General features: G+C 74.7%; 20 protein-coding genes. 3 read left to right on the forward strand and 17 right to left on the reverse strand.

Translation table 11 applies throughout. The features are described 5' to 3' along the window. Window positions 1-91 precede the first annotated feature (91 nt). From ACFYE3_RS11855 to gatC, 4 genes are all read right to left on the reverse strand, one after another. Window positions 92-1,204 carry an NAD(P)/FAD-dependent oxidoreductase gene (locus ACFYE3_RS11855; RefSeq protein WP_387609304.1) on the reverse strand — a complete coding sequence of 371 codons (1,113 nt, stop codon included), beginning with the start codon at window positions 1,202-1,204 and terminating at the stop codon, window positions 92-94. A gap of 187 nt (window positions 1,205-1,391) precedes the next feature. Further along, on the reverse strand, window positions 1,392-2,906 hold the full coding sequence (gatB, locus tag ACFYE3_RS11860) for an Asp-tRNA(Asn)/Glu-tRNA(Gln) amidotransferase subunit GatB (RefSeq protein ID WP_387609307.1): 1,515 nt from the start codon (window positions 2,904-2,906) through the stop codon (window positions 1,392-1,394). Further along, window positions 2,906-4,552 carry an Asp-tRNA(Asn)/Glu-tRNA(Gln) amidotransferase subunit GatA gene (gatA, locus tag ACFYE3_RS11865; protein WP_387609310.1) on the reverse strand — a complete coding sequence of 549 codons (1,647 nt, stop codon included), beginning with the start codon at window positions 4,550-4,552 and terminating at the stop codon, window positions 2,906-2,908. The genes gatB and gatA overlap by 1 nt, the downstream gene beginning before the upstream one ends. A gap of 4 nt (window positions 4,553-4,556) precedes the next feature. After that, window positions 4,557-4,853 carry an Asp-tRNA(Asn)/Glu-tRNA(Gln) amidotransferase subunit GatC gene (gene gatC, locus ACFYE3_RS11870; protein ID WP_368820713.1) on the reverse strand — a complete coding sequence of 99 codons (297 nt, stop codon included), beginning with the start codon at window positions 4,851-4,853 and terminating at the stop codon, window positions 4,557-4,559. Between the two features lie 138 nt (window positions 4,854-4,991). Between gatC and ACFYE3_RS11875 the strand changes: the two genes are divergently transcribed. Next, the gene (locus ACFYE3_RS11875) at window positions 4,992-5,558 is read left to right on the forward strand and encodes a hypothetical protein (protein ID WP_387609313.1); all 567 of its coding nucleotides are present in this window, start codon (window positions 4,992-4,994) and stop codon (window positions 5,556-5,558) included. 125 nt (window positions 5,559-5,683) lie between these two features. Here ACFYE3_RS11875 and ACFYE3_RS11880 read toward each other — a convergent pair whose 3' ends face one another. The 6 genes from ACFYE3_RS11880 to ACFYE3_RS11905 form a co-directional block, all read right to left on the reverse strand. Beyond that, window positions 5,684-6,400, reverse strand: a complete 717-nt coding sequence (locus ACFYE3_RS11880) for a transglycosylase family protein (RefSeq protein ID WP_387609316.1) — start codon at window positions 6,398-6,400, stop codon at window positions 5,684-5,686. Window positions 6,401-6,858: 458 nt separating this feature from the next. Continuing rightward, complete coding sequence (locus ACFYE3_RS11885; RefSeq protein ID WP_387609319.1) at window positions 6,859-7,698, reverse strand: inositol monophosphatase family protein; 840 nt, start codon at window positions 7,696-7,698, stop codon at window positions 6,859-6,861. Window positions 7,699-7,700: 2 nt separating this feature from the next. Beyond that, a complete protein-coding gene (ligA, locus tag ACFYE3_RS11890; protein ID WP_387609322.1) occupies window positions 7,701-10,007 on the reverse strand; it encodes an NAD-dependent DNA ligase LigA in 2,307 nt (768 codons plus the stop codon). A gap of 57 nt (window positions 10,008-10,064) precedes the next feature. Beyond that, window positions 10,065-11,048 (reverse strand): MaoC/PaaZ C-terminal domain-containing protein, encoded by a 984-nt coding sequence (locus ACFYE3_RS11895; protein ID WP_387609559.1) that lies wholly within the window; start codon window positions 11,046-11,048, stop codon window positions 10,065-10,067. A 2-nt stretch (window positions 11,049-11,050) separates the two neighbouring features. Beyond that, window positions 11,051-12,433 carry a 3-oxoacyl-ACP reductase gene (locus tag ACFYE3_RS11900; RefSeq protein WP_387609325.1) on the reverse strand — a complete coding sequence of 461 codons (1,383 nt, stop codon included), beginning with the start codon at window positions 12,431-12,433 and terminating at the stop codon, window positions 11,051-11,053. A 51-nt stretch (window positions 12,434-12,484) separates the two neighbouring features. Continuing rightward, window positions 12,485-13,858 (reverse strand): acetyl-CoA C-acetyltransferase, encoded by a 1,374-nt coding sequence (locus ACFYE3_RS11905; RefSeq protein ID WP_387609327.1) that lies wholly within the window; start codon window positions 13,856-13,858, stop codon window positions 12,485-12,487. A 69-nt stretch (window positions 13,859-13,927) separates the two neighbouring features. Between ACFYE3_RS11905 and ACFYE3_RS11910 the strand changes: the two genes are divergently transcribed. Both ACFYE3_RS11910 and ACFYE3_RS11915 read left to right on the forward strand, forming a co-directional pair. Further along, window positions 13,928-14,695 carry a TetR/AcrR family transcriptional regulator gene (locus tag ACFYE3_RS11910; RefSeq protein WP_387609330.1) on the forward strand — a complete coding sequence of 256 codons (768 nt, stop codon included), beginning with the start codon at window positions 13,928-13,930 and terminating at the stop codon, window positions 14,693-14,695. 88 nt (window positions 14,696-14,783) lie between these two features. Then, a complete protein-coding gene (locus tag ACFYE3_RS11915) occupies window positions 14,784-17,135 on the forward strand; it encodes an acyl-CoA dehydrogenase family protein (RefSeq protein ID WP_387609333.1) in 2,352 nt (783 codons plus the stop codon). Window positions 17,136-17,259: 124 nt separating this feature from the next. Here the strand turns inward: ACFYE3_RS11915 and ACFYE3_RS11920 are convergent, their stop codons facing one another. From ACFYE3_RS11920 to ACFYE3_RS11950, 7 genes are all read right to left on the reverse strand, one after another. Beyond that, window positions 17,260-17,757, reverse strand: coding sequence for an SRPBCC family protein (locus ACFYE3_RS11920; RefSeq protein WP_387609336.1), 498 nt, complete (start codon window positions 17,755-17,757; stop codon window positions 17,260-17,262). A 14-nt stretch (window positions 17,758-17,771) separates the two neighbouring features. After that, entirely contained in the window at window positions 17,772-18,134 is a 363-nt protein-coding gene (locus tag ACFYE3_RS11925) for an ArsR/SmtB family transcription factor (RefSeq protein WP_387609339.1), read from the reverse strand. A 98-nt stretch (window positions 18,135-18,232) separates the two neighbouring features. Further along, complete coding sequence (locus tag ACFYE3_RS11930; protein ID WP_387609342.1) at window positions 18,233-19,207, reverse strand: hypothetical protein; 975 nt, start codon at window positions 19,205-19,207, stop codon at window positions 18,233-18,235. A gap of 115 nt (window positions 19,208-19,322) precedes the next feature. Then, window positions 19,323-20,219, reverse strand: coding sequence for a PP2C family protein-serine/threonine phosphatase (locus tag ACFYE3_RS11935; protein ID WP_387609345.1), 897 nt, complete (start codon window positions 20,217-20,219; stop codon window positions 19,323-19,325). Then, window positions 20,216-21,373, reverse strand: coding sequence for an adenylate/guanylate cyclase domain-containing protein (locus ACFYE3_RS11940; RefSeq protein ID WP_387609347.1), 1,158 nt, complete (start codon window positions 21,371-21,373; stop codon window positions 20,216-20,218). Before ACFYE3_RS11940 ends, ACFYE3_RS11935 begins: the two co-directional genes overlap by 4 nt. Before the next feature lie 3 nt (window positions 21,374-21,376). After that, complete coding sequence (locus ACFYE3_RS11945) at window positions 21,377-22,057, reverse strand: hypothetical protein (RefSeq protein WP_387609350.1); 681 nt, start codon at window positions 22,055-22,057, stop codon at window positions 21,377-21,379. Window positions 22,058-22,059: 2 nt separating this feature from the next. After that, on the reverse strand, window positions 22,060-22,944 hold the full coding sequence (locus ACFYE3_RS11950) for a biotin--[acetyl-CoA-carboxylase] ligase (protein ID WP_387609352.1): 885 nt from the start codon (window positions 22,942-22,944) through the stop codon (window positions 22,060-22,062). Window positions 22,945-23,061 lie beyond the last annotated feature (117 nt).

The following is a 23,061-nucleotide window of genomic DNA, read 5'->3' on the forward strand; positions in this document are numbered from 1 at the left end:
CCGGGCGCGGCCTGACCCCGCCGGGGATCCGCGGCCGAGCGGCACGGCGGCCGACGGCACGGGATCCGCCGCGCCGCGGACCCCCGGGGGCTCAGCGCCGGAAGCGGCCCGGGTCCAGGGCGGCGGCCGTCTCCGGGGAGCACCACCGGCCCACGGCCCCGTCGAGCAGCACGTCCGCGGCCGCCCGCGCCATGGCGGTACTGGTCTGGAAGCCGTAGCCGGACTGCCCGGCGAGCCAGACCAGCCCCGGGACCGCCGGGTCGGTCCCGCACACGGGCACGCCGTCCGCGGACTCGGTGCGCAGCCCGGTCCAGGCCCGCTCGATCCCGGTGGCGCCCAGGGAGGTCACGGTGTTGAGCCGTCCCAGGAGGTCCTCGACGTCCTCGAGCACCGGCTGCGCGTCGCAGGGCTCGGACGGCACGGCCTCCGAGGGGGAGACGAGGGCACCGTCCCCGGCCCGCCGGTAGTACCAGCCGTGGTCCGCGGCCACGACCATGGGGTGGTCCGGTGCCAGGGGCTTCGCGAGCCGCACCAGGGCGGCGGTGCGCCGCAACGGGCGCAGGCCCAGCGGGGCCGCCCCGAACAGGGCCGCCACCGCGTCCGCCCAGGCGCCCGCGGCGACGACCACCTGCCGGGCGTGCAGCCGGTGCGCGCCGGCCACGACCCGCCAGCCGGCGCCGTCGGGCTCCGCCGCGGTCACCGGGGCTCCGGTGAGCAGCCGCGCGCCCGCCGCCGCGGCGCGGTCGCGGTGCCACGCCACGAGGGCCGCGGCATCCGTGCGCACGGAGGTGCTGTCGAGACTCCCGGCCTCCACCACGTCCGCCGGGGAGCAGGCCAGCTCGGGGCACAGCTCCACGAGCTCCGCCCGGGACAGCGGCTCCGTCCCCGGGGCGGCCTCCGCGCGCAGCCGTTCCTCGGTCCCCACGAGGACCATGCGGCTGGGCCAGGCCAGGGGCCGGGACGGGGCCGGGCGCGGGTCGAGCAGCCGGGCCACGGTCGCCCTGGTCAGCTCCCGGACGGGCGCCGGGCCGTAGCTGGGGATCAGCTGCTCGGCCGAGCGCCCGGAGGTGTGGTGGGCCAGGGCCGGCTCGGTCTCCGCGAGCACGATCCCGGCTCCGCTCCCCCGCCGCTCGGCCAGTTCCGAGGCCAGGGACAGTCCGGCGATGCCGCCGCCGATGATGAGCACGTCGCACGCAGGGTCCATGCGCCCATGCTCGCACGCCGCGCAGGGCCGCTTCCGAGGCCCGCCGCACGGTGAGGGGTCGCGTCCGGAGCCCGCTACGCGGCGAGGGGTCGCGTCCTGCCGGAATCCTTTGCGGATTCCCACGGGAGGCGACCCCTCGGTGCTCCGCGCCGGCGCACGCGATCCTGCGCGGGCGCGCGGTCGGCGGTCAGCCCTGCACGCCGAGCTTCTCCAGGATCAGCTCGCGCACCCGGCCCGCGTCGGCCTGGCCGCGGGTGGCCTTCATGACCGGGCCGATGAGGGCGCCGACGGCCTGGACCTTGCCGGCCTGCACCTTCGCGACGACGTCGGGCATCTGGGCCATGGCGTCGTCGATCGCCGCGGTCAGCACGGAGTCGTCGGAGACCACGGCCAGGCCGCGCCGCTCGACGACCTCCGCGGGCGAGCCCTCGCCCTCCAGGACGTGGGCGAGGACCTTCTTGGCGAGCTTGTCGTTGATCTTGCCGGCGTCGATGAGCCCGTCGAGCTCGACGACGTGCTGCGGGGTGAGGCCGAGCTCGGCGATCTCCGTCTCCCGCTGATTGGCCAGTCGGGCGATCTCGCCCATCCACCACTTGCGGGCCGCGGCCGGGGCGGCGCCCGCGGTGACGGTCTGCTCGATCTCGTCGAGGACCCCCGCGTTGACGACGTCCCGGAACTCCTCGTCGGAGAACCCCCAGTCGGTCTTGAGCCGCTTCCGGCGCTCGGCCGGGGGCTCGGGCAGCTCGGCCCGCAACCGCTCGATCCACTCGTGGTCGGTCACGACCGGCACGAGGTCGGGCTCCGGGAAGTAGCGGTAGTCGTCGGCGTCGGACTTGGGGCGCCCGCTCGTGGTGGAGCGGGTGTCCTCGTGCCAGTGCCGGGTCTCCTGCACGATCGTGCCGCCGGAGTCGAGCACCGCGGCGTGGCGCTGGATCTCGAAGCGCACCGCGCGCTCCACGGCGCGCAGCGAGTTCACGTTCTTGGTCTCGGAGCGGGTGCCGAACGTGGCGCTGCCCTTGGGCATGAGGGACACGTTGGCGTCGCAGCGGACGTTGCCGCGCTCCATCTTCGCGTCCGAGATCCCGAGGTTCTTCACGATCTCCCGGATCAGGGCCACGTAGACGCGGGCCAGCTCGGGCGCGCGGGAGCCGGCGCCCACAATGGGCTTCGTCACGATCTCGATGAGCGGAACGCCGGCGCGGTTGTAGTCGACCAGGGAGAAGTCCGCGCCCTGGATGCGCCCGGCGGCACCGCCCATGTGCGTGAGCTTCCCGGCGTCCTCCTCCATGTGGGCGCGCTCGATCTCGACCGTGAACACGGTCCCGTCCTCCAGCTCGACGTCGACCGAGCCGTTCTCGGCGATCGGCTCGTCGTACTGGGAGGTCTGGAAGTTCTTGGGGGTGTCCGGGTAGAAGTAGTTCTTCCGGGCGAAGTGGGAGACGGGGCGGATCTCGCAGCCCAGGGCGAGCCCGAGCTTGATCGCCGACTCCACGGCCACCCGGTTCACCACGGGGAGCACCCCTGGCAGGCCGAGCGAGACCGGGGTGACGTTGGTGTTCGGCTCGTCCCCGAAGACGTTGGGGGCGGCGTCGAACATCTTGGTCCGGGTGTTGAGCTCCACGTGGACCTCGAAGCCCAGCACGGGGTCGTACTTCTCCATGGCCTCGTCGAAGGACAGGACCTCTTCGGTGCTCCGGTTCATCAGCGGGCTCCTCCCCGGACGGGTGCGGACAGATCGGACGCGGCGGGTCCGCCGGCCAGGTCCCGGACCAGGGCGGCGGTGTCCGGCAGCTGCTGCCAGACCGGCCCGCCCCAGCGCTGCTCGAGCAGGGCCTCCAGGCCGGCGCCGGCGCGGTAGAGCCGGGCGTCCCGGCGGGCCGGGGCCATGAACTGGATGCCCACGGGCAGCCCGTCCTCGGGGGCGAGGCCGCCGGGGACGGAGATCGCGGGGACCCCGGCCAGGTTGGTGGGGATGGTGGCGATGTCGTTGAGGTACATCTGCATGGGGTCGGCGGACTCGTCCACGGCGCCCCGCTCGAACGCGGTGGTCGGGGACGTCGGGGAGACCAGCACGTCCACCTGCTCGAACGCGGCCGCGAAGTCCCGCTGCACGAGGGTGCGGACCTTCTGCGCCGAGCCGTAGTAGGCGTCGAAGTACCCGGCGGACAGCGCGTAGGTGCCCAGGATGATGCGGCGCTTGACCTCGGCGCCGAAGCCCGCGGCCCGCGTGGAGCCCATCACCCGCTCGATGGTCAGGGGCCCGTCCTCGGGCAGCACGCGGTGGCCGAAGCGCACGCCGTCGTACTTGGCGAGGTTCGAGGAGACCTCCGAGGACATGATGAGGTAGTAGGCGCCCAGGGCGTACTTGAAGTTCGGGGTGGAGACCTCCACGACCTCGGCGCCCGCGGAGCGCAGCAGCTCCACGGCCTCCTCGAAGCGCTGCTGGACGCCGGGCTGGAAGCCCTCGCCCGTGAGCTCCTTGACGACGCCCACGCGCAGGCCCGCCAGGCCGCCCTCGGCGGCACCGGCCCGGGCCTGGGCCACGAGGTCGCCGACTGGGTCGGGCAGGGACGTGGAGTCCTGCGGGTCGTGCCCGCCGATCACCTGGTGCAGCAGCGCGGCGTCGAGCACCGTGCGCGTCACGGGGCCCACCTGGTCGAGCGAGGAGGCCATGGCGATCACGCCGTAGCGCGAGACCCCGCCATAGGTCGGCTTGACGCCCACGGAACCGGTCAGGGCCGCGGGCTGGCGGATGGACCCGCCGGTGTCCGTGCCCAGGGCCAGGGGCGCCTGGAACGCGGTCACGGCCGCGGCGGACCCGCCGCCGGACCCGCCCGGGATGCGGGACAGGTCCCACGGGTTGGCGGTGTCGCCGAAGGCGGAGTGCTCGTTGGAGGAGCCCATCGCGAACTCGTCGAGGTTCGTCTTGCCCAGCAGCGGCATCCGGGCGGCGCGCAGCCGCCGGGTCACGGTGGCGTCGTACGGGCTCATCCAGCCCTCGAGCATCCGCGACGCGGCGGTGGTGGGCTGGCCCTTGGTGACGATGAGGTCCTTGACCGCGATCGGCACGCCGGCGAGCTCGGGCAGCTCCTCGCCGCGGGCGCGCGCGGCGTCCACCTCGGCGGCCACGGACAGGGCCTCCTCGGCGTTGACGTGCAGGAAGGCGTTGAGCCCGGTCTTGCCGCGGCTGCGGTCGGCGGGGTCGACGGGGTCGCCGTCGGTCTCGCGGATGCGGTCCAGGTGCGCCTGGACCGCGTCGACGGAGGTGACCTCGCCGGCGGCGAGCCGCCGGGCGAGCTCGGCGGCCGAGAGGCCGACCACTCCCTGGGGGGTTCCGGTGCTGCTCATGCGGCTACTCCTCGTCCAGGATCGCGGGCACCTTGAACTTGCCCTCGGCGGCGTCCGGTGCGTTGAGCAGGGACTCCTCGGCGGTGAGGGTCTCGCCCACGACGTCCTCGCGGAAGACGTTCTGCAGCGGGATGGGGTGGCTCGTGGCCGGGACGTCCGGTCCGGCGGCCTCGCTGACGGACGCGACGGAGTCGACGACGAGGTCGAGCTCCTTCGCCATGGACCGCAGCTCCGCCTCGGTCATCTCGAGGTGCGCGAGCTTCGCCAGGTGGGCGACCTGCTCGCGGGTGATCGCAGACATGCGCACTCCTGCTCGTGATCGGGGGTGGTTTCCGGTCCAGTCTAGCCGCGCGGCACTCCCCTCCTTCCCGGCCGGGAGGGGCCCAGCAGGGGCATACCCTGGAGGGGAGCACCGACCACCACACAGGAGCACCCGGACATGGCCAAGAGCACCCCCGCCCGCACGAAGAAGGACCGCGGCGCCACCACCCGGCGCCCCGGCGCCCGCCCCGGGAAGGCCGCGCGCGCGACGTCCGCGACGGACGCCGCCAACGCGTGGCGCCAGCGGGTCAGCAAGGACGCCGCCACCACGATCGACACGGTCATGGCCCACGTCCAGTCCGTGGTCGAGCAGCAGCTGAAGCAGCACGGGGCGTTCCCCGCCTTCCTCGTGACCGCCCGCAAGGACGGCGAGTACGAGCTCGACAGCCTGCCGGCCGAGGAGGCGGAGGAGCTGAGCCCCGACGCCGCCCTGGACGCCCTGCGGGCGAGGGCCGTGGAGCTGCGCGACGACCTCCTCTGCGCCGCGGTCGCCTTCCCCGTGACCCTGCCGGACCGCTCCGGGCAGACGGCCGTGGCCGTGGAGACCCAGCACCGGGAGGGCGAGTCCCTCACGGTGATCCAGCCGTACCGGGTCAAGGGCGCGGAGCGCTCCGTGAGCTTCGGCGACGCCGGGGCCGAGCCCGCCGAGCCGTGGCTGTGGACCCGACCTGAGCGCACGCCGTGAGCTGATGAGCGCACGCGCCGCGCCGCGCCGACACCCACCGGGCACGCGAGAGGGCCCCTCCGTTCGGAGGGGCCCTCTCGCGTGCTGTCGCGCGGCGCGGCCGCGCGGTGCCTGTCCGGTGGGGATCAGGCGGGGATGTTCAGCACCTGACCGGGGAAGATCAGGTTCGGGTCGGCGATGGTGCCCTCGTTCGCGGCGGCCAGGGCCTCCCAGCCACCCTCGATGCCCAGCTTCTCGGCGATGATGGAGAGCGTGTCGCCCTCGACCACGGTGTAGTCCTCGGCGGACACGGCGGCCGGGGCCACGGTGGCGGCGGGGGCCACGTACTCGACGACCGGGGCCTGGACGGCGGCCGGGGCCTCGACGGGAGCGGCCACCGGGCCGGGCTCGGGGGCGGCGACCGGGGCGGGAGCCGGAGCCTCGATCGGGGCCGGGGCCTCGACGGACTGCGGGATCACGGACGCGGAGCCCATCGGGTTGGCGGAGGGGGCGGCGGAGCCGGACAGGCCCAGCTTCGCGGAGCAGGCGGGCCACGCGCCCCAGCCCTGGCCGTCGAGGACGTTCTCGGCCACGGCGATCTGCTGGTCGCGGGAGGCGGACTCGGGGGACCCGGTGCCACCGAAGGCGGCCCAAGTGGAGGGGGTGAACTGCAGCCCGCCCGAGAAGCCGTTGCCGGTCGAGGTGTTCCAGTTGCCACCGGACTCGCACTCGGCGAGGGCGTCCCAGGTGGAGGCCGGGGCGGCGTTGGCCGGCAGGGCCATGGCGCCCACGGCGGTCCCGCCGAGGATCAGAGCGGCGGCACCGCGACGGACGTTGCGACGAACAGCGAAAGCGTTGGTCATGATGCTCCCTGGGGCCACCTGCGCTCGTTTCCGTCCCCGGATGTCTTCGCGCCGTCGTCTACCCGTGAAAGGTTTTGGTGGGTAAGTGCTTACAGGTGTCTGCCCTTTAGACGACGTGCGGTGTTACGGCAGCACCCAGCATGGTGTCGTGGCGCGCCGGGATTCGGACTCCAGGCGCACCGGATCCCCGGAGGAATCCTCGGGGAAGCTGTTTATCACGATAGCGTAACGATTTTGGTTGCGCTACCCCTTTCGGCCCGACGTGAGGTATCACACGTCCGCGGTGTTCAGGGGTGCCGGCCCGTGACTGATGCCGGCGTCCGGAGCTGACGCTCCGGGAAGCGGAGGGCATGCCCTCGGGGAGAACGCTTCAAAGGTCACGCTATGGCAACTTTTTGGTCTCGGTCAAGTTACGAGAGCCATCTCACAGTGTCGAGAGGCCGCACCGCGCCCCGTGCTCAGCCCGGAATGCCGCGCTCGCGTGCGGTGGTCCAGGCCGCGAGGCGGTCGGCGGCCGGCACCTCCCCCGCCGCCGGGGACGGCAGCTCCGGGCGGGTCACGAGCGCGCCGGCCTCCTCGGCGATGAGCGCGCCGGCGGCCCAGTCGTGCTCGTGCAGGCCCTGCTCGCCGTATCCGTCGAGCGCGCCGTCCGCGACCATGCACAGGTCCAGGGCCGCCGAGCCCAGGCGCCGCATGTCCGTGTACTGCCGCATGGTGGCCAGGAAGGCCGGGAACTGGCGCTCGCGCCGGTCGGCGTCGAACGAGAAGCCGGTGCCGTAGAGCCGGCCGGGCCGGTCCGGCACAGGGCCCTCGAGCCGGCGGGACGTCCCGTCCGTCTCCACCCACGCGCCGGCGCCGCGCACGGCGAAGTAGGTGCGGCGCAGGGCCGGGGCGTTGACGGCGCCGACGAGCCAGTTGCCCTCGGCGTCGGCGGCGGCCACGGACGTGCAGTAGTAGACGATGCCGCGGATGAAGTTGGTGGTGCCGTCGAGCGGGTCCACCGACCAGCGGATCCCGGAAGGGTGCTCCGGCCGGTGCGTGCCCGACTCCTCGCCGGTGACGGTGTCGTGCGGGCGGCGGTCCAGGATCGTGCGCAGCACGGCCTGCTCGGCGGCGACGTCGAAGCGGGTGACCCAGTCCCCCTCGCCGGACTTGCCGGTGACGCCCAGCCGGTCGGCGTCGCGGCCCCGCAGGACCTCCGCACCGGCCTCGGCGGCCGCCAGGGCCAGCTCCAGCAGCTCCTCCAGGTGCGCGCCGGTCGGGCCGAGGCCCTCCAGCGCGTCGTCGTGCCGTCCCATGCTCAGGCCCCGTCCTCGTCGTCCGTGCTGTTCTCGGTGCTGTTCTCGGTGCTGCTCTCGGTGCTGTCCACGGTGCTGTCCTCCGTGCCCCCGGCCGCACCGCCGAAGGCGTCCGGGCCCTCGGCGAGGAGCCGTTCGAACCCGGCCTCGTCGAGCACGGGCACGCCGAGCTGCTCGGCCTTGTCCAGCTTGGTGCCGGCGTTCTCGCCCGCCACCAGGAAGTGCGTCTTCTTCGACACGGAGCCGGAGGCCTTGCCGCCGCGCACCAGCACCGCCTCCTTCGCGGAGTCGCGGCTGAAGCGCTCGAGGGTGCCGGTGATCACCACGGTGGTGCCCTCCAGGGTCCGGGGCACGGACTCGTCCACCTCGTCCTCCATGCGCACGCCGGCTGCCGCCCAGCGCTCGACGATCTCGCAGCGCCACGGCTCGGCGAACCACTCGGTGAGGGCGGCGGCGATCACGGGGCCCACGCCGTCGGCATGGGCCAGGGTCTCCTCGTCGGCGTCGCGGATGGCCGGCAGGGAGCCGAAGGCCGTGGCCAGGGACCGGGCCGCGGTCGGGCCGACGTGCCGGACGGACAGGGCCACGAGCACGCGCCACAGCGGCTGCGCCTTGGCCTTCTCGAGCTCCTCGAACAGCTTGCGGGTGGTGGCGGTGGGCTCGGACGGCTTCTTGGCCGTGCCCTTCGTCCAGAAGTAGGGCACGAGCTCGGTCTCGCCCGTGGGCGTGCCGCGCGACCTCTTCTCCCGCCGGATCCGCACCTCGCGCAGGGCCTCGGGCGTGAGGTCGAAGAGGTGCGCCTCGCTGGTCAGCGGCGGGGTCTCCGGCTCGTCGGGCCGGGTCAGGGCGAGGGCGGCCTCGTAGCCGAGGGCCTCGATGTCGAACGCGCCGCGGCCGGCGGCGTGGAAGACCCGCTCCCGCAGCTGGGACGGGCAGCTGCGGGCGTTGGGGCAGCGGATGTCGACGTCGCCCTCTTTGGCCGGGCGCAGCTCCGTGCCGCAGGACGGGCAGTGCGTGGGCATCACGAACTCGCGCTCCGTGCCGTCCCGCAGCGCCACCACGGGTCCCACGATCTCGGGGATGACGTCGCCCGCCTTGCGCAGCACCACGGTGTCCCCGATGAGCACGCCCTTGGCCTTCACCACGTCCTGGTTGTGCAGGGTGGCCATCTCCACCGTGGACCCGGCGACCCGCACCGGCTCCATGAGGCCGAAGGGAGTGACCCGTCCGGTGCGGCCCACGTTGACCAGGATGTCCTTGAGCCGCGTGTGCACCTCCTCGGGCGGGTACTTGTACGCCACGGACCAGCGGGGCACCCGCGAGGTGTGCCCGAGCCGGAACTGGGTGCGGCGGTCGTCGACCTTGACCACGATGCCGTCGATCTCGTGGATGAGGTCGTGGCGGCGGCGGCCGTAGTCCTCGATGAACGCGAGGACGTCCTCCGTGGAGGGCAGCACCTTGTAGTACGGGCTGACCGGCAGGCCCCACCGCTCGAGCAGCTCGTAGACCTGGGACTGCGTGTCGGCCTGCAGGCCCGTGGCGGCCCCCACCCCGTGCACGTACATGGACAGCCGGCGCCGGGCCGTGACCTCCGGGTCCTTCTGCCGCAGCGAGCCCGCCGCGGCGTTGCGGGGGTTGGCGAAGGGTGCACGGCCCTCGGCCACGATCGCCTCGTTGAGGGAGCGGAAGTCGCGGGAGGAGATGAACACCTCGCCGCGGATCTCGACCTCCTCGGGGACGTCCTCCCCGGTGAGCGTGGTCGGGATGGTCGCGATGGTGCGCACGTTGTGCGTGACGTCCTCGCCCGTGGTGCCGTCCCCCCGGGTCGCCGCCCGCACGAGCTCGCCGTCGCGGTAGAGCAGGTTCACGGCCAGCCCGTCGATCTTCAGCTCGGTGAGCCAGGCGGACGCCGGGGCGTCCGGCAGCGCCTCGATGGAGGCGGAGGCCTTCGCCATCCAGGCCGTGAGCTCGTCGATGGAGAAGACGTCCTCGAGGGAGTACATCCGTGCGAGGTGGGTGACGGGCGTGAACGCCGCGGAGGCCTCCCCGCCCACCTCCTGGGTGGGCGAGTCGTTGGCGACCAGCTCGGGATTCAGCGCCTCGACCTCCTCGAGCCGCCGGTAGAGCTCGTCGTACTCCGCGTCCGAGATGGTGGGCGCGTCCTCGACGTAGTACGCGGTCCGCGCCGCGCGGACCCGGTCCACGAGCTCCGCGTACTGCTCCTTGAGGTCCTCGCTGGGCGGGGCGGGGTTGAGGTCCTGGCCGGTGGCGTCGACGGGTCGGGCGTCTGTCCTCTGCTGTGGGCTCACCCGACCATTGTGGCCCACGCGCCGGACGGGACCGTCGACCGGCTCCGCGGCGGCGGGTCAGCCGTCCAGGCGCGCCACCGTCCCCGTGAAGTGCGGGCGCCTGCGCCGTGGGTCCCACCCGGCGAAGCGCGAGCCCCGCCAGGCGGCACCCCGTCCGTCGTCGGTGATCGCGACCGCGACCGTGCCGGGGAGCAGGATCGGCGCCGCGAACTCCACCGTCCAGCGGAAGGGCACCCCGGGCGGCACCCCCACCTCGGCCAGCGCGCGCGAGGCGGAGTACATGCCGTGGGCGATGGCACCCTTCAGGCCGAGGGCACGGGCGGTCGGGCCGGAGAGGTGGATCGGGTTCCAGTCCCCGCTCACCGCGGCGTAGTCCCGTCCGGTGCCGGCCGTCAGGCGCCACTGCCCGGTCGGCGCCGGCGGCACGAACTCCTCCCGCGGGGCGTCGCCGGCCGTCCCGGGCACGCGCACGCCCTTGGCGAGGTAGGTGGAGCGGCCCGTCCAGACGGTCTCGCCGTCCTCCCGCGCGAGGCGGGCGACGACGTCGACCTGCGCGCCGGACCGGTGCGGGCGCAGCCGCTCGGCGGAGGCGGTGACCGTGAGGTCCTCCCCCACCGCTGTCGCCCCGCGGTGCTCGACCTCGTTGGCCAGGTGCACCATGCCGAGGACCGGCAGCGGGAAGTCGGGGCGGGTCAGCACGCTCATGGCCACGGGGAACGCCAGGGCGTGCAGGTGCCCCGAGAAGGCCTCAGTGCCGCCGGTGCCCTCGCGCAGCGGTGCGCCGACCGTGCGGCAGAACGCCTCGTGCCCGGCGGGGTCGACGACCACGCCCTCGACCACGTGCGCCACCGCCGGCAGCTCGAGCGGGGCTCCGCCGGTGCCGCGGCGCGCGGCCGGCCGGCGGAGGATCCGGGCGGGCAGCCGCTCGGTCAGGGTGCGCGGCAGCAGGCCTCCGGCCGCGCCCGCCGCGGCGCGGGCGTAGAGCCCGCCCAGGGAGGGGACGTCGGTGCGGACCACGGTCTCGAGCCGGTCGGCGTCCATGCTCACGCCCCCACCAGGTTCTGGCCGCACACGCGCAGCGTCTGCCCGTTGACGCCGCCGGCGGCGTCCGAGGCCAGGAAGAGCACCGCCTGGGCCACGTCCTCGGGCAGCCCGCCCTGCTGCAGGGAGTTCAGCCGGCGCGCGACCTGGCGGCGGGCCGCCGGGATCCGGGCGGTCATCTCCGTCTCGATGAACCCGGGGGCCACGGCGTTGATGCTGCCGCCGCGCCGGGCCAGCAGGGGCGCGCCGGCGGCGACCATCCCGATCACCCCGGCCTTCGAGGCGGCGTAGTTGGTCTGTCCGCGGTTGCCGGCCACACCGCTCGTGGAGGCCAGGGAGACGATCCGCGGGGCCTCCCCGAGGCCCTCGCCCGCCAGGATCTGCTCGTTCATCCGCAGCTGCGACTCGAGGTTCACGGCCAGCACCGAGGCCCAGCGGGACTCGTCCATGTTGGCCAGCAGCTTGTCCCGGGTGATCCCGGCGTTGTGCACCACCACGTCCAGGTGCCCGAAGCGCTCGCGGGCGAGCGCGAGGACCTTCTCGCCGGCGTGCGCGTCCGTGACGTCGAGCTGGAGGGCCACGGCACGGATCTCGTTGGCCAGCGCGGCCAGGGGCTCGCCCGCGCCGGGCACGTCCACGACGACGACGCGTGCGCCGGCGCCGGTGAGCGTGCGGGCGATCTCCGCGCCGATGCCGCGGGCCGCGCCGGTGACGGCGGCGACCTTGCCCCGCAGGGGGACCTCCCAGTCCGCGGGCAGGGCCCCGGCGTCGTCGCCCACCGTCACGAACTGCCCGGAGACGAAGGCGCTGCGCCCGGAGAGCAGGAACCGCAGGGCGCCCAGCGCGCTGGGGGCCTCCGGGGCGACGCCCTCGGCGAGCAGGACGCCGTTGACGGTGGCCCCGCCGCGCATCTCCTGGGCGGTGGAGCGCAGGAGCCCGACGACCGCCTGGCGGGCCGCGGCGACGGCCGGGTCGAGCGGCTCCGCCGCCGCGGGCGTCGCCGAGGCCGCGCCCGTGCCGATGCCCGGCGCGGGCCGGGACACCGTGACCACCCGGCCGCCGGGCGCGAGCGCGCGCAGCACCCCGCCCAGGCCGAGCGCGGGCTCGGCCAGGTCGGCGGGCCGGGCGAGCCCGGTCAGGGCCAGCACGACCGCCCCGAACCGGTGGACGCCGTCGGGGTGGCGCCGCACGTCGAGGTCCCAGCCGAGCAGGGCCGTGGCGATCCGGTCGGCGTCCTCCCCTCGCCCCAGCACGAGGACGGGGCCGGGCACGAGCGGGTCCCCGGCGCGGTGGCGGCGCAGCCGGGCGGGAGCGGGCAGCCCGAGCTGCCGGGCGAGCCGGCCGCCGGGGCCGGAGCTGACGAGGTCGAGATAGGTGTCTGCCATGGGGGTGGGGTCCTTGCTGTGCGGGTCGGCGGGGCTGTCGGGAGCGCGGGGTCAGCGGGCTTCGAGGACCGCGGTGACGCCGAGGCCGCCGGCGGCGCAGACCGAGATGAGCCCGCGGGCGGGGCGGCCGGTCTCGTCGGCGCGCTCGCGCAGCAGCTTCGCGAGGGTGCCGACGATGCGCCCGCCGGTCGCGGCGAAGGGGTGCCCGGCCGCGAGCGAGGAACCCGTGACGTTGAGCCGGCTCCGGTCCACGGTGCCGAAGGCGCCGCCCAGCCCGAGCCGCTCCCGGCCAAACTGCTCGTCCTCCCACGCGGCGAGGGTCGCGAGCACGGTCGCGGCGAACGCCTCGTGGATCTCGACGAAGTCGAAGTCGTCGAGGGCCAGGCCCTGACGGGCCAGCAGGCGCGGAACGGCGTAGGCGCCGGCCATCAGCAGTCCCTCGTCGCCGTGCACGAAGTCGACGGCGGCCGCCTCGACGTCCACGACGTCGGCGAGCACGGGCAGGGAGCGCTCCGCGGCCCATTCCTCGGAGGCGAGCAGCACGGTGGAGGCGCCGTCGGTGAGGGGCGTGGAGTTGCCCGCCGTCATGGTCGCCTCGGCGTCGAGGGACTTGCCGAACACCGGCTTGAGCCCGGCGAGCTTCTCGACGGAGCTGTCCGGGCGGAGGTTGTTGTCCCGGGACAGACCGCGGAAGGAGGTGACGAGGTCGTCGAAGAACCCGCGCTCGTAGGCGGCCGCCAGGTTGCGGTGGCTCGCGGCGGCGAGCTCGTCCTGGGCCTCGCGGGAGATCTCCCAGCGGGCGGTGGTGAGGGCCTGGTGCTCGCCCATCGACAGCCCCGTGCGCGGCTCCCCGGTGCCGGGGGCCACCGGCTTGAGGTCGGCCGGGCGCAGGCCCGCGAGGGCCCTGAGCTTCTGCTGGGTGCTCCTGGCCCGGTTGAGCTCGAGCAGGGTCCGGCGCAGCCGCTCGCTCACCACCACGGGCGCGTCCGAGGCGGAGTCGACGCCGCCGGCCACGGCCGAGTCGATCTGGCCGAGCCGGATCTTGTTGACCAGCGTGGAGACGGCCTCCATGCCCGTGGCGCAGGCCTGCTGCACGTCGAAGGCGGGGGTGCGCGGGTCCAGCACCGAGCCGAGCACGGACTCGCGCGTGAGGTTGAAGTCCTTGGGGTGCTTGAGCACGGCGCCGGCGGCGACCTCGCCGATCCGCTCCCCGGCGAGGCCGTAGCGGGCCGCCAGGCCGTCGAGGGCGGCGGTGAGCATGTCCTGGTTGCCGGCGTTCGCGTAGGCGCCGTGCGCCCGGGCGAAGGGGATGCGGTTGGCGCCGACCACGACGGCGCGGCGGGCCACGCCGGTGCGCCCGGCGCCGCTGGGAGTCGTGTGCTCGGCAGTGGGCTCGACGGTCTGCTCGGGGGTGGACTCGCTCACAGGGAACTCCTCGGGGCTGTTGTGATGATGCTCACGTCACGAACGACAATACCTGATACTCTGGGTATCGTGAAACAGGTCGATGCCACTGACTCCGCCGCCCCGGGCGGCACGCCCGCCACGGACGGCCGCTCCTCCCGCTGGGCCCGGCACCGCGCGCAGCGGCGGATCGAGCTCATCCGCACGGCGCGCAGCGCCGTGGACGAGCTCGGCGCACAGGCGTCCATGGAGGAGATCGCCACCGCGTGCCAGACCTCCAAGTCCGTCTACTACCGGTACTTCGGGGACAAGGCGGGGCTGCAGCGGGCGGTCGGCGAGTACACCGTGACGCGGATGCGCGACCGGCTCGAGGAGGCGGCCCGCGCGGCGGGCTCCTTCGAGGACTCGGTCGAGGCGATGGTCGCGGAGTACCTGCTCAGCATCGAGCGCTCGGCGTCGGTGTACCGCTTCGTCGTGGCCCTCGCCCCCGACCCCGGACGCTCCCGGCACGACCGGCACCGGGCCGAGCGGGCCCGCGGCGAGCGCAAGGAGGACGCCCCCGTCGGGGACGGCGGCGAGCGCTGGCTGATCCAGGAGTTCACTGAGTCCGTCAGCGGGCTGCTCGCGGAGGCCCACGTGCGCCACACCCCCGCCGAGCGCCGGCTGGAGGAGCCGGTGCTCAGCTACTGGGCCGCGTCCACGATCGGCATGGTGCGCGGCGCCGGCGAGGCCTGGATGAACACCCCCGGGGGCACGGAGCGCCCGTCCCGCGAGCGGATGACCGAGCTGATCGTGGGCTGGGCCGTCGACGGCCTGCGCCCGCCCGGCGCGCCCGTGCCGGAGCAGCCTCCCACCTGACCACCCCCGGGCCGGCGCGGACCCCGGCCGGCCCCGACCACCCCGTGACCGCACCGGCCACCGCCGGTCACCCACGACAGGAGCGACCATGACCACCACCGTCGACCGACCGACCACCGCCGGACCCGCCGCCGGGCCCACCACCGCGGACGACGCCGGGATCCCGGCCCCCGCCGTGGACGTCGCCGCCCTCGGCGACATGCTGCTCGGGCGCTGGGCCGAGGTCCGGCGCGAGACCCGCCGGATGCTGCTCGACGAGCGGCTGCACCAGCAGCCGGACCTCAGCTGCCAGGACCACCGCGAGCGCGTGCTGGGCCAGCTGCACCTGCTGGTGGAGCACGGGGCGATGAACCGCGGGCTGCCGGAGGAGTACGGCGGGCACAACGACCCGGGCGGCAACGTCTCGAACTTCGAGGAGCTGCTGCTCGGGGACCCCTCCATGCAGATCAAGGCCGGCGTTCAGTGGGGCCTGTTCGGCTCCGCGGTGCTCAACCTCGGCACCGAGGAGCACCACCGGCGCTGGCTCGCGGACATCCGGGACCTGAAGATCCCGGGCGTGTTCGCGATGACCGAGATCGGCCACGGCTCCGACGTCGCCTCGATCGGCACCACTGCCACGTACAACCCCGCCACGGAGGAGTTCGAGATCCACACCCCGTTCACGGCGGCGTGGAAGGACTACCTCGGCAACGCCGCCGTGCACGGGCGCGCCGCCGTGGTCTTCGCCCAGCTCGTCACGCTCGGCGTGAACCACGGCGTGCACGCGTTCTGGGTGGACCTGCGGGACGAGGACGGGAACTTCCTGCCCGGCGTGGGCGGCGAGGACGACGGCCACAAGGGCGGGCTCAACGGCATCGACAACGGACGGCTGCACTTCACCCGGGTGCGGGTCCCGCGCACGCACCTGCTGGACAAGTACGGGGCCGTGGCCGCGGACGGCACCTACAGCTCGCCCATCGCGAGCCCGGGCCGCCGGTTCTTCACGATGATCGGCACCCTGGTGCAGGGCCGGGTCTCCCTCGACGGCGCGGCCGTCCTGGCGAACAAGGCCGCGCTGACCATCGCGATCCGCTACGGCAGCGAGCGCCGCCAGTTCAACGCGTCCTCCGACATCCAGGAGGAGGTGCTGATGGACTACCAGCAGCACCAGCGGCGGCTGCTGCCGCGACTGGCCGAGACCTACGCGATGCACTTCGCCCACCAGGAGCTGCTGCACAAGTACGACGACGTCTTCTCGGGCCGCGAGGACACCGACGAGAACCGGCAGGACCTCGAGACCCTCGCCGCGGCCCTGAAGGCGCTGTCCACCTGGAGCGCCCTCGACACCGTCCAGGAGTGCCGCGAGGCCTGCGGCGGCGCGGGGTTCCTGACCAAGAACCGGCTCACCTCCCTTCGCCACGACCTGGACGTCTACGCGACGTTCGAGGGCGACAACACGGTGCTGCTGCAGCTCGTGGCCAAGCGGCTGCTGTCCGACTGGGCGGACGAGTTCAAGCACGTCGACGTGGGCGTGATGGCCCGCTACGTGGCGGGCCGGGCCACCGAGGCCACCTACCACCGGTCGGGGCTGCGCAAGCTCGGCCAGGCCTTCCGGGACACCGGGGACGTGCGCCGCTCCGTCAACGCCCTGCGCGAGGAGTCCGCGCAGCGCGCGCTGCTCACGGACCGGGTGCAGACCATGGTCGCCGAGATCGCGGAGAACCTGCGGCCCAGCGCCAAGCTCCCCCGGGCGGAGGCCGCGGCGCTGTTCAACGAGAACCAGCACAAGATCATCGCCGCGGCGCGCGCCCACGCGGAGCTGCTGCAGTGGGAGGCCTTCACCCGCGGCCTGGAGCAGGTCGAGGACCCGGGCACCCGCACGGTGCTCACCTGGCTGCGCGACGTCTTCGGGCTGCGGCTCATCGAGAGGAACCTCGCGTGGTACCTCTCCTACGGCCGGCTGTCCATGCGGCGCGGGCGCAGCCTCGACGAGTACATCGACCGGCTGCTCGCCCGCCTGCGCCCGCACGCGCTCGACCTCGTGGCCGCGTTCGAGCTGGAGCCGGAGCACCTGCGGGCCGAGATCGCCACGGGGATCGAGGCGCGGCGCCAGGAGGAGGCCGCCGAGCACTACCGGCGGCTGCGCGCCTCGGGCGGCGCCCCGGTCAAGGAGCGCGCCCCGCGCAAGGAGTCCGCCACCCCCGCCGCCGGGGCGCCCGGCGAGAAGGCCCCGGAGGACGCGAAGAGGGAGCGCCGGGCCGAGAAGCAGGCGGAGCGGCGCACGGAGCGCCGGGCCGAGCGCAAGCACGAGCGCCGGCTCGAGCTCAAGCCGCTGAAAAAGGCGGCGCAGCGGGCCGCGGCGTCCGGCGGGCCGTCCGCGGAACCGGCCCGGGAGTCCGCCGAGGACCCCGAGCGCTCCGCCGGCACCGACGCGGGCGCTCCCGTGCCGCAGGACGCCTGACCCGCCGGTCCGCCGTCACGCGGCACCGGCGACGCCGCCCCGGAGGTGCCGGGGCGGCGTCGTCGTCCGGTCCCGCGCCGCGGGCGGGAGGCGCCCGGGCGAGGACGGCCCAGCCGTCGACCGCTCAGCGGGAGACGGCGCCGGCGAGAAGGGCGTCGATCTGGCCCATGGCCTCCCGCATGCCCTCCTCCATGCCCATCGCGGACATCTGCTCGAGCTGGTCCGCGCTCTCGAACGTCGAGACCGTGGTCATCCGCGTCCGGCCGCCGACGGCCTCGAAGGTCACGACGCCATGGGTGGCCCCCAGGGTGGGGTCCGGCTCGCCGTCCTCGCCCGCGAAGCCGTCGTCGAACTCCAGCCGGTGCGGCGGGTCCACGGCGGTGACCGTCCACCAGCCCCGGGCCTTCTCCCCGTCCGGACCGGTCATGTAGTAGCGGCACCGCCCGCCCTCGGCGAGCTCGTGATCCTCGAAGGTGGCGGGCCACTCGGGCGGCCCCCACCAGCGCTCGAGCTGGCGCGGGTCGGCCCAGACCTGCCAGACCCGCTCGACGTCCGCGGCGAACTCCGCGACGAACGTCAGGGTCAGCGCCTCCGTGTCCTTGTGCACGTCGATGACCGGCATGTCCTGCTCCCTTCCTACTGGGCCCCCCGGTTCCCGGGGGGCGCCTCCTCGGCGAGGAGGTCCTCGATGGCGCGGGCACGCCCGCGCCAGATCTGCTCGTAGTCCTCCAGGAGCCCCGCCGCCCGGCGCAGCGCGGCCACGTTGCCGTGCACCACCTGCTCCCGGCCGCGCCGCTCCTTGGTGACCAGCGTGGCCCGCTCGAGCACCGCCACGTGCTTCTGCACGGCAGCGAAGCTCATCCGATAGCGCGCGGCCAGCGCGGAGACCGACTGCTCCTGCCGGAGCACCCGCGTCACGATGTCCCGTCGCGTCGTGTCCGCGAGGGCCTGGAAGATGCGGTCGACCGCGTCGTCCGCCAGCTCATTTCGTACAACCATTTGGTTGTATGTTAGGCCGTCCAGCGTCCCGGGACAAGAGGTCCGCGCCGATGGGCGGACGGTGACCTCCATGGCCTGGGACCGGGACCGGGACCCGCTCAGTAGAGGCCCGCCGTGCCGGTCAGGTGACGGTGCAGGCCGTGGGCCACGATCGTGTTGCCCAGCGCGTTCAGGTGCCGGCGGTCCGCGGCGACGACCGAGCGCGGGGGCAGCCCCAGACCCAGCCACCGGCGGTCCGCGGCCGAGGCCCCGATCCGGTAGGGCAGCAGACCCGGCAGGGACCACAGACCGGGATCCCGCAGGTCGGCCATCGTGTCGTAGAACCGGCCGCCGTACTCGGCCCGGAGGGCCGCGTTCACGCCGCGCACCTGGTCCCACCCCGGCGTGCCGGGCCGGTCGGCCGTGGTGTGCCACTGGCCCATCACCACGGACGTGTCCGGCTCGACCCGCCACGCCGCACGGGTGTCGGAGAGGACCTGGTCCGGGTCCGCGATGTTGTTCTTGCCCGTCCACAGCAGGTGGACGTGGCCCCGGTGCTGCTCCTCCAGCGCCGTGCGCCACCGCGCCGCCGACGCCGGCGCCACCTCGAGCTGGGCCCCGGGGACCGCGCGGCGCAGCACCACGTCGCCTCCGTCCCGTCCCACGGCCTGGATCGTGCACGGGAGCCCGGAGACGGTGCCCGGGATCGGGAGGTGGGCGCTCGGCACCCGGCCGTCCACGGTGGGCACGACCAGCGACCCGTGGGCCGGGATCCGTCCGACCCCGAAGCCGGAGCCCAGCCGCGGCAGATAGGGGTGGGCGCTGCTGCGCATCGACAGGGTCTGCCACGACCGGTCACCGCTGACCGCGCGCGAGGTCCCGGGCGCCTCCAGCAGCTGCGAGAGCAGGTCGTCGATGCGCACCGCGGGGAAGCCCCGCGGGCGGTCCTCGTGGAGCGCGCTGGCCGCCGACGAGGAGCCCCACAGCACGAACGGGCGCCGGCCCGCGGAGGGCTCGGCGAGGGCGCCTCCGAAGGCCCCGGAGGCGGCGAGCACCAGCCCGGAGAGGACGAAGGAGCGGCGCGAGAGAACCATGTTCTCAAAGGTAAACAGGGCGGGTGGGAGCGGTCCCGATGTGACGGATCATGAGGCCACCCTCTTCTGGGGACGGTGCCCCCACTTCGGGGACGCGGGGCCCGCGGGGCGCGGCTCAGAAGCCGGGGGCGTACTCCCCCGGCCGCACGGCGTCGGCCACGATCACGGTGACGTTGTCCCGCCCGCCGGTGCGCAGCGCGGCCTGCAGCAGGACGTCGGCCGCCTCCTTCGGGTGGGGCACCGCGGCGAGCACCCGGGCCATGTGGGCGGGGCTCAGCTCGTTGGTCAGCCCGTCCGAGCACAGCATCAGCCGGTCCCCGTGCCGGGCGGGGAGCACCCACACGTCCGGCTCCCAGACCTGGCCGGTGCCCAGGGCGCGGGTGATCACGTTGCGGCGCGGGTGCACGAGCGCCTGCGAGGCGGTGAGCTGCCCGATCGACACGAGGTACTGCACCTCGGAGTGGTCCACGGTCAGCTGCTCGATCCTGGGCCCGCCCTCGCCCTCCCCGGCACGACCCCCGGGCTGGGGCGCGACCAGCCGGTAGGTCCGGGAGTCGCCCGTGTTGAACACGACCCACAGCATGCGCCCGTCGATGCGCAGCAGCCACACGCCGGTGACGGTGGTGCCCGCCCGGCCCTCGACGGCGTGCTGGATGTGCTGGTCCGCCTGCCACAGCACGGAGCGGACGCGGCGGACGGCCTCGATCGCGTCGTCGGGGATCTCCGGGTCCAGGCGCAGCTCGCGCTCCACGGTCGCGCGGAACCGGACGATGTCCCGGGGCGGCTCCGGCTCGAAGACCTCGAAGGACCGGAAGTCCTCCAGCTGGAACAGGGGGGACGCCCCGAGGGTGCGCACGCACAGGGCGCTCGCCACCTCACCGGCCTCGTGCCCGCCCATGCCGTCCGCCACGGCGCACATCGCGGCCGTGACCACCAGGGCGTCCTCGTTGGACTCCCGGCGCAGGCCCCGGTCCGTGGACGCGCCCGCGCGGATGACGAGGGGTGCGCTCATTCGAAGTCCACCTCCAGTCCGGGACCGGCGCCCTGGGAGAGCGCGACGGGCTGGACGTCGCCGAAGCCCCGCACGTTGCGGGTGGGCTGCGGCAGGAGGATGAAGCGGTCGTCGCCGGAGAGCACCGCGGCGGTCGAGGCGTCCACGAGCACGGAGCCCGGCTCGGTCAGCGACACGAGCCGGGAGGCGAGGTTCACCGTGGGCCCGTAGATGTCCCCGAGCCGCGGCAGCACGCGCCCCCAGACGAAGGCCACGCGCGCCTGCGGGAGCTCGGGGTCGTCGCGGATGGCGCGGGCCAGGGCCAAGGAGATCTGGGCCCCGCCCTCGGGGGTCTCGGCGAGGAACATGACCTCGTCCCCGATGGTCTTGATGAGCCGGCCGGCGCCCACGGCGATCACCTCCGCGCAGCGGTTCTCGAAGCGCTGCACGAGGTTCGCCAGGGTCCGTTCGTTCATCTGCCGGGACAGCGAGGTGTAGGAGACCAGGTCCGCGAAGCCCACCCCGCGCGCGAGCGGAAGGATGGAGGCCCCCCCGTCGTCGGACGTGGGGCCGGTGCCGGTCGAGCCGTCCGGGCGCTCCACACGCATCGCCAGCCGCTGCACGGCGGCGTTCATCTGGCGCCGCCACGAGTAGACCAGGAGGTTCTCGATGGCGTCGATGAGGGCGGGCAGCAGGTGCAGCAGCTGCCGCCGGGCGGCGGCGTCGGTCATGCCCCGGTGGACGACCATGTCCTCGACGAGCGCCTCGACCTGCCACACCACCATGCGGTCGGTCATCTGCCCGATCGAGCGCACCAGGGACAGGGCCGCCTCCTCGGTGACCTTCTCCTCGAGCACCATGGTGGACAGCACCCGGAGGGCCTCGGAGTCCTGCTCGGTGAACCAGAGGTCGTCGTCGGTGAGGTTCGGGAAGCCCAGGGCCCGCCACACCTTCCGCGCCGACAGCAGGGACAGCCCGCCCCGGCGTGCGGCCTCCCGGCGGCGCAGGTCGCGCTCGGAGCCCAGCAGGGTCTGCTCGAGGGCCTGCACGGCGGCCTTGGACTCGTCCGAGCGGTAGAGGTTGGCCTGGACGGGATTGTGCAGGTTCAGGTTCAGCTGTGCCGTCTGGGGGCCGAGCTCCGGCTCGCCCTGGGTCTCCGGGTCCTCACTCGCCACACGTCACTCCTGTTCCTGGTGGACGCCCCGCCGGCTCCACGGCCGGCGCGGGGCGACGGGCGGGCCCGGGCGTGGCGCCACGACCGCGTCGCGGTCCACTCTAGTGGGACGCGGCCACGGCGCGCCCCCGCCGGATCCGGGGTCCCCGGCCCGTCCGGCGCCGCCGCCCGCGGCCCACTCGTCCTCCGCGGCCCGGCGGATCAGCCCGGCCAGGCGCTGCGCCTCCGGGGCGTGCTCCAGGCGCAGGCCGCCGAAGGGCCCGAAGTCGGCCACGACGCGCCCGTCGTGCCGGCCGAGGGCCGGGCTGCGCCGGCGATCCACCGAGACCCGGCGCAGCTGGTGCAGGGGCAGCGACACGGTCCTCCGGGCCCCGCCGGGGCGCAGCAGCACGAGGTGACGGGTGGTGAGCACGTAGCGGGTGCGCCACCAGCGCAGGAGCGGGCGCAGGCAGCTGCGGAGCACCACCCAGCCGGCCGCGACGAGCAGGGTGAGCTCCACCCCGGCGTGCACCGTGGTCCACGGCTCCGCCACGGGGCGCCAGCGCAGCTCGAGGGCCCGCTGGGCGAACGACAGCGCGAACACCGTGAGCAGCAGCACCAGGAAGGGCCGGGTCAGCCGCGCGCCGTGGGCCCGTGTGGACACGAGCACGCGCTCCCCGGGCTGCAGGGCGGGACGGGCGGGCACGCTCAGTCCGTCCCGGGGGCGTCCGGGGCCGGGCGCAGGTGCACCACGTCGCCCGCCGTCACCTCGCGCCGGGCGCCGCCGGTCTCGCGCACCAGCAGGCCCCCGTGCTCCCCGAGGCCCGTCGCGGTGCCCGTGACGGGGGCGGCTCCGCCCGGGAGCTCGGCGCGCACCGGGCGGCCGAGGGTCTCCATCCGCTCGGTGATCCGGGCGCGCAGCGCGCCGCCGGGGCGCACGGCGGCGGCCGGGTCCGCGCAGAACTGCCGGTAGAGCGGGACGAAGGCGCCCAGCACGGCCTGCAGGACGGCGGCGCGCTCGACCTCACGCCCGGTGGCGCGCCGGACGGACGTGGCCGTGTCCACGGGCAGCTCCTCCTGGGCGACGTTGATGCCGGTGCCGAGGACCACCGCCGGCGGGCGCTGCTCGTCCAGGACGAGACCGGCGAGCAGGCCGGCCACCTTGCGCCCGTCCACCAGGACGTCGTTGGGCCACTTGATCCGCGCGCCCGCCGCCGCGAGCCCGTCCAGGGCGTCGACGACGGCGGCGGCCATCAGCAGGGTCAGCCACGGGAAGTGCTGGGTGGGCAGCGGCAGGCCGCGCTCGTCGGCCGGCCGCAGCAGGACGCTGAAGGTCAGCGCGGTGCCGGGCTCGGTGGTCCACACCCGGTCCAGCCGGCCGCGCCCCGCGCTCTGGTGACCGGTGAGCACGAGGGACAGGTCGGTCCACGGCCGGTCCGGGCGGGGCCCGCGCGGCTGCCGGGCGACGGCGGCCGTCAGGTGCTCGTTCGTGGAGCCGACCTCGTCGAGGACGTCGATCCGCCCCAGGCCGAGGTCCGCCAGGGCCGCGAGCACGGCGGGGGCGCGCAGGTCGGCGGCGCAGGGGTCGGGCACGGTTCTCCTCCGGTCGGTCGTCGCGGTCCGGTCGTCGCGGTCCGGTCGGCGCCGACCGGTCGTCGCCGGCCGGTCGGCGCGGTCCCGGGCGGACGGTGCTGTCCGGGCGGGCGCCGT

The organism is Kocuria arenosa, from assembly GCF_042879215.1.
In the GTDB taxonomy this organism is placed as follows: Bacteria; Actinomycetota; Actinomycetes; order Actinomycetales; family Micrococcaceae; genus Kocuria; species Kocuria arenosa.

What these genes read in the sequence shown, in the direction of transcription:
- ACFYE3_RS11855 (WP_387609304.1), bottom strand. Translation starts at nt 1,204, where the DNA reads ATGGACCCTGCGTGCGACGTGCTCATCATCGGCGGCGGCATCGCCGGA.
- gatB (WP_387609307.1), bottom strand. Translation starts at nt 2,906, where the DNA reads ATGAACCGGAGCACCGAAGAGGTCCTGTCCTTCGACGAGGCCATGGAG.
- gatA (WP_387609310.1), bottom strand. Translation starts at nt 4,552, where the DNA reads ATGAGCAGCACCGGAACCCCCCAGGGAGTGGTCGGCCTCTCGGCCGCC.
- gatC (WP_368820713.1), bottom strand. Translation starts at nt 4,853, where the DNA reads ATGTCTGCGATCACCCGCGAGCAGGTCGCCCACCTGGCGAAGCTCGCG.
- ACFYE3_RS11875 (WP_387609313.1), top strand. Translation starts at nt 4,992, where the DNA reads ATGGCCAAGAGCACCCCCGCCCGCACGAAGAAGGACCGCGGCGCCACC.
- ACFYE3_RS11880 (WP_387609316.1), bottom strand. Translation starts at nt 6,400, where the DNA reads ATGACCAACGCTTTCGCTGTTCGTCGCAACGTCCGTCGCGGTGCCGCC.
- ACFYE3_RS11885 (WP_387609319.1), bottom strand. Translation starts at nt 7,698, where the DNA reads ATGGGACGGCACGACGACGCGCTGGAGGGCCTCGGCCCGACCGGCGCG.
- ACFYE3_RS11895 (WP_387609559.1), bottom strand. Translation starts at nt 11,048, where the DNA reads ATGGACGCCGACCGGCTCGAGACCGTGGTCCGCACCGACGTCCCCTCC.
- ACFYE3_RS11900 (WP_387609325.1), bottom strand. Translation starts at nt 12,433, where the DNA reads ATGGCAGACACCTATCTCGACCTCGTCAGCTCCGGCCCCGGCGGCCGG.
- ACFYE3_RS11915 (WP_387609333.1), top strand. Translation starts at nt 14,784, where the DNA reads ATGACCACCACCGTCGACCGACCGACCACCGCCGGACCCGCCGCCGGG.
- ACFYE3_RS11920 (WP_387609336.1), bottom strand. Translation starts at nt 17,757, where the DNA reads ATGCCGGTCATCGACGTGCACAAGGACACGGAGGCGCTGACCCTGACG.
- ACFYE3_RS11925 (WP_387609339.1), bottom strand. Translation starts at nt 18,134, where the DNA reads ATGGTTGTACGAAATGAGCTGGCGGACGACGCGGTCGACCGCATCTTC.
- ACFYE3_RS11930 (WP_387609342.1), bottom strand. Translation starts at nt 19,207, where the DNA reads ATGGTTCTCTCGCGCCGCTCCTTCGTCCTCTCCGGGCTGGTGCTCGCC.
- ACFYE3_RS11935 (WP_387609345.1), bottom strand. Translation starts at nt 20,219, where the DNA reads ATGAGCGCACCCCTCGTCATCCGCGCGGGCGCGTCCACGGACCGGGGC.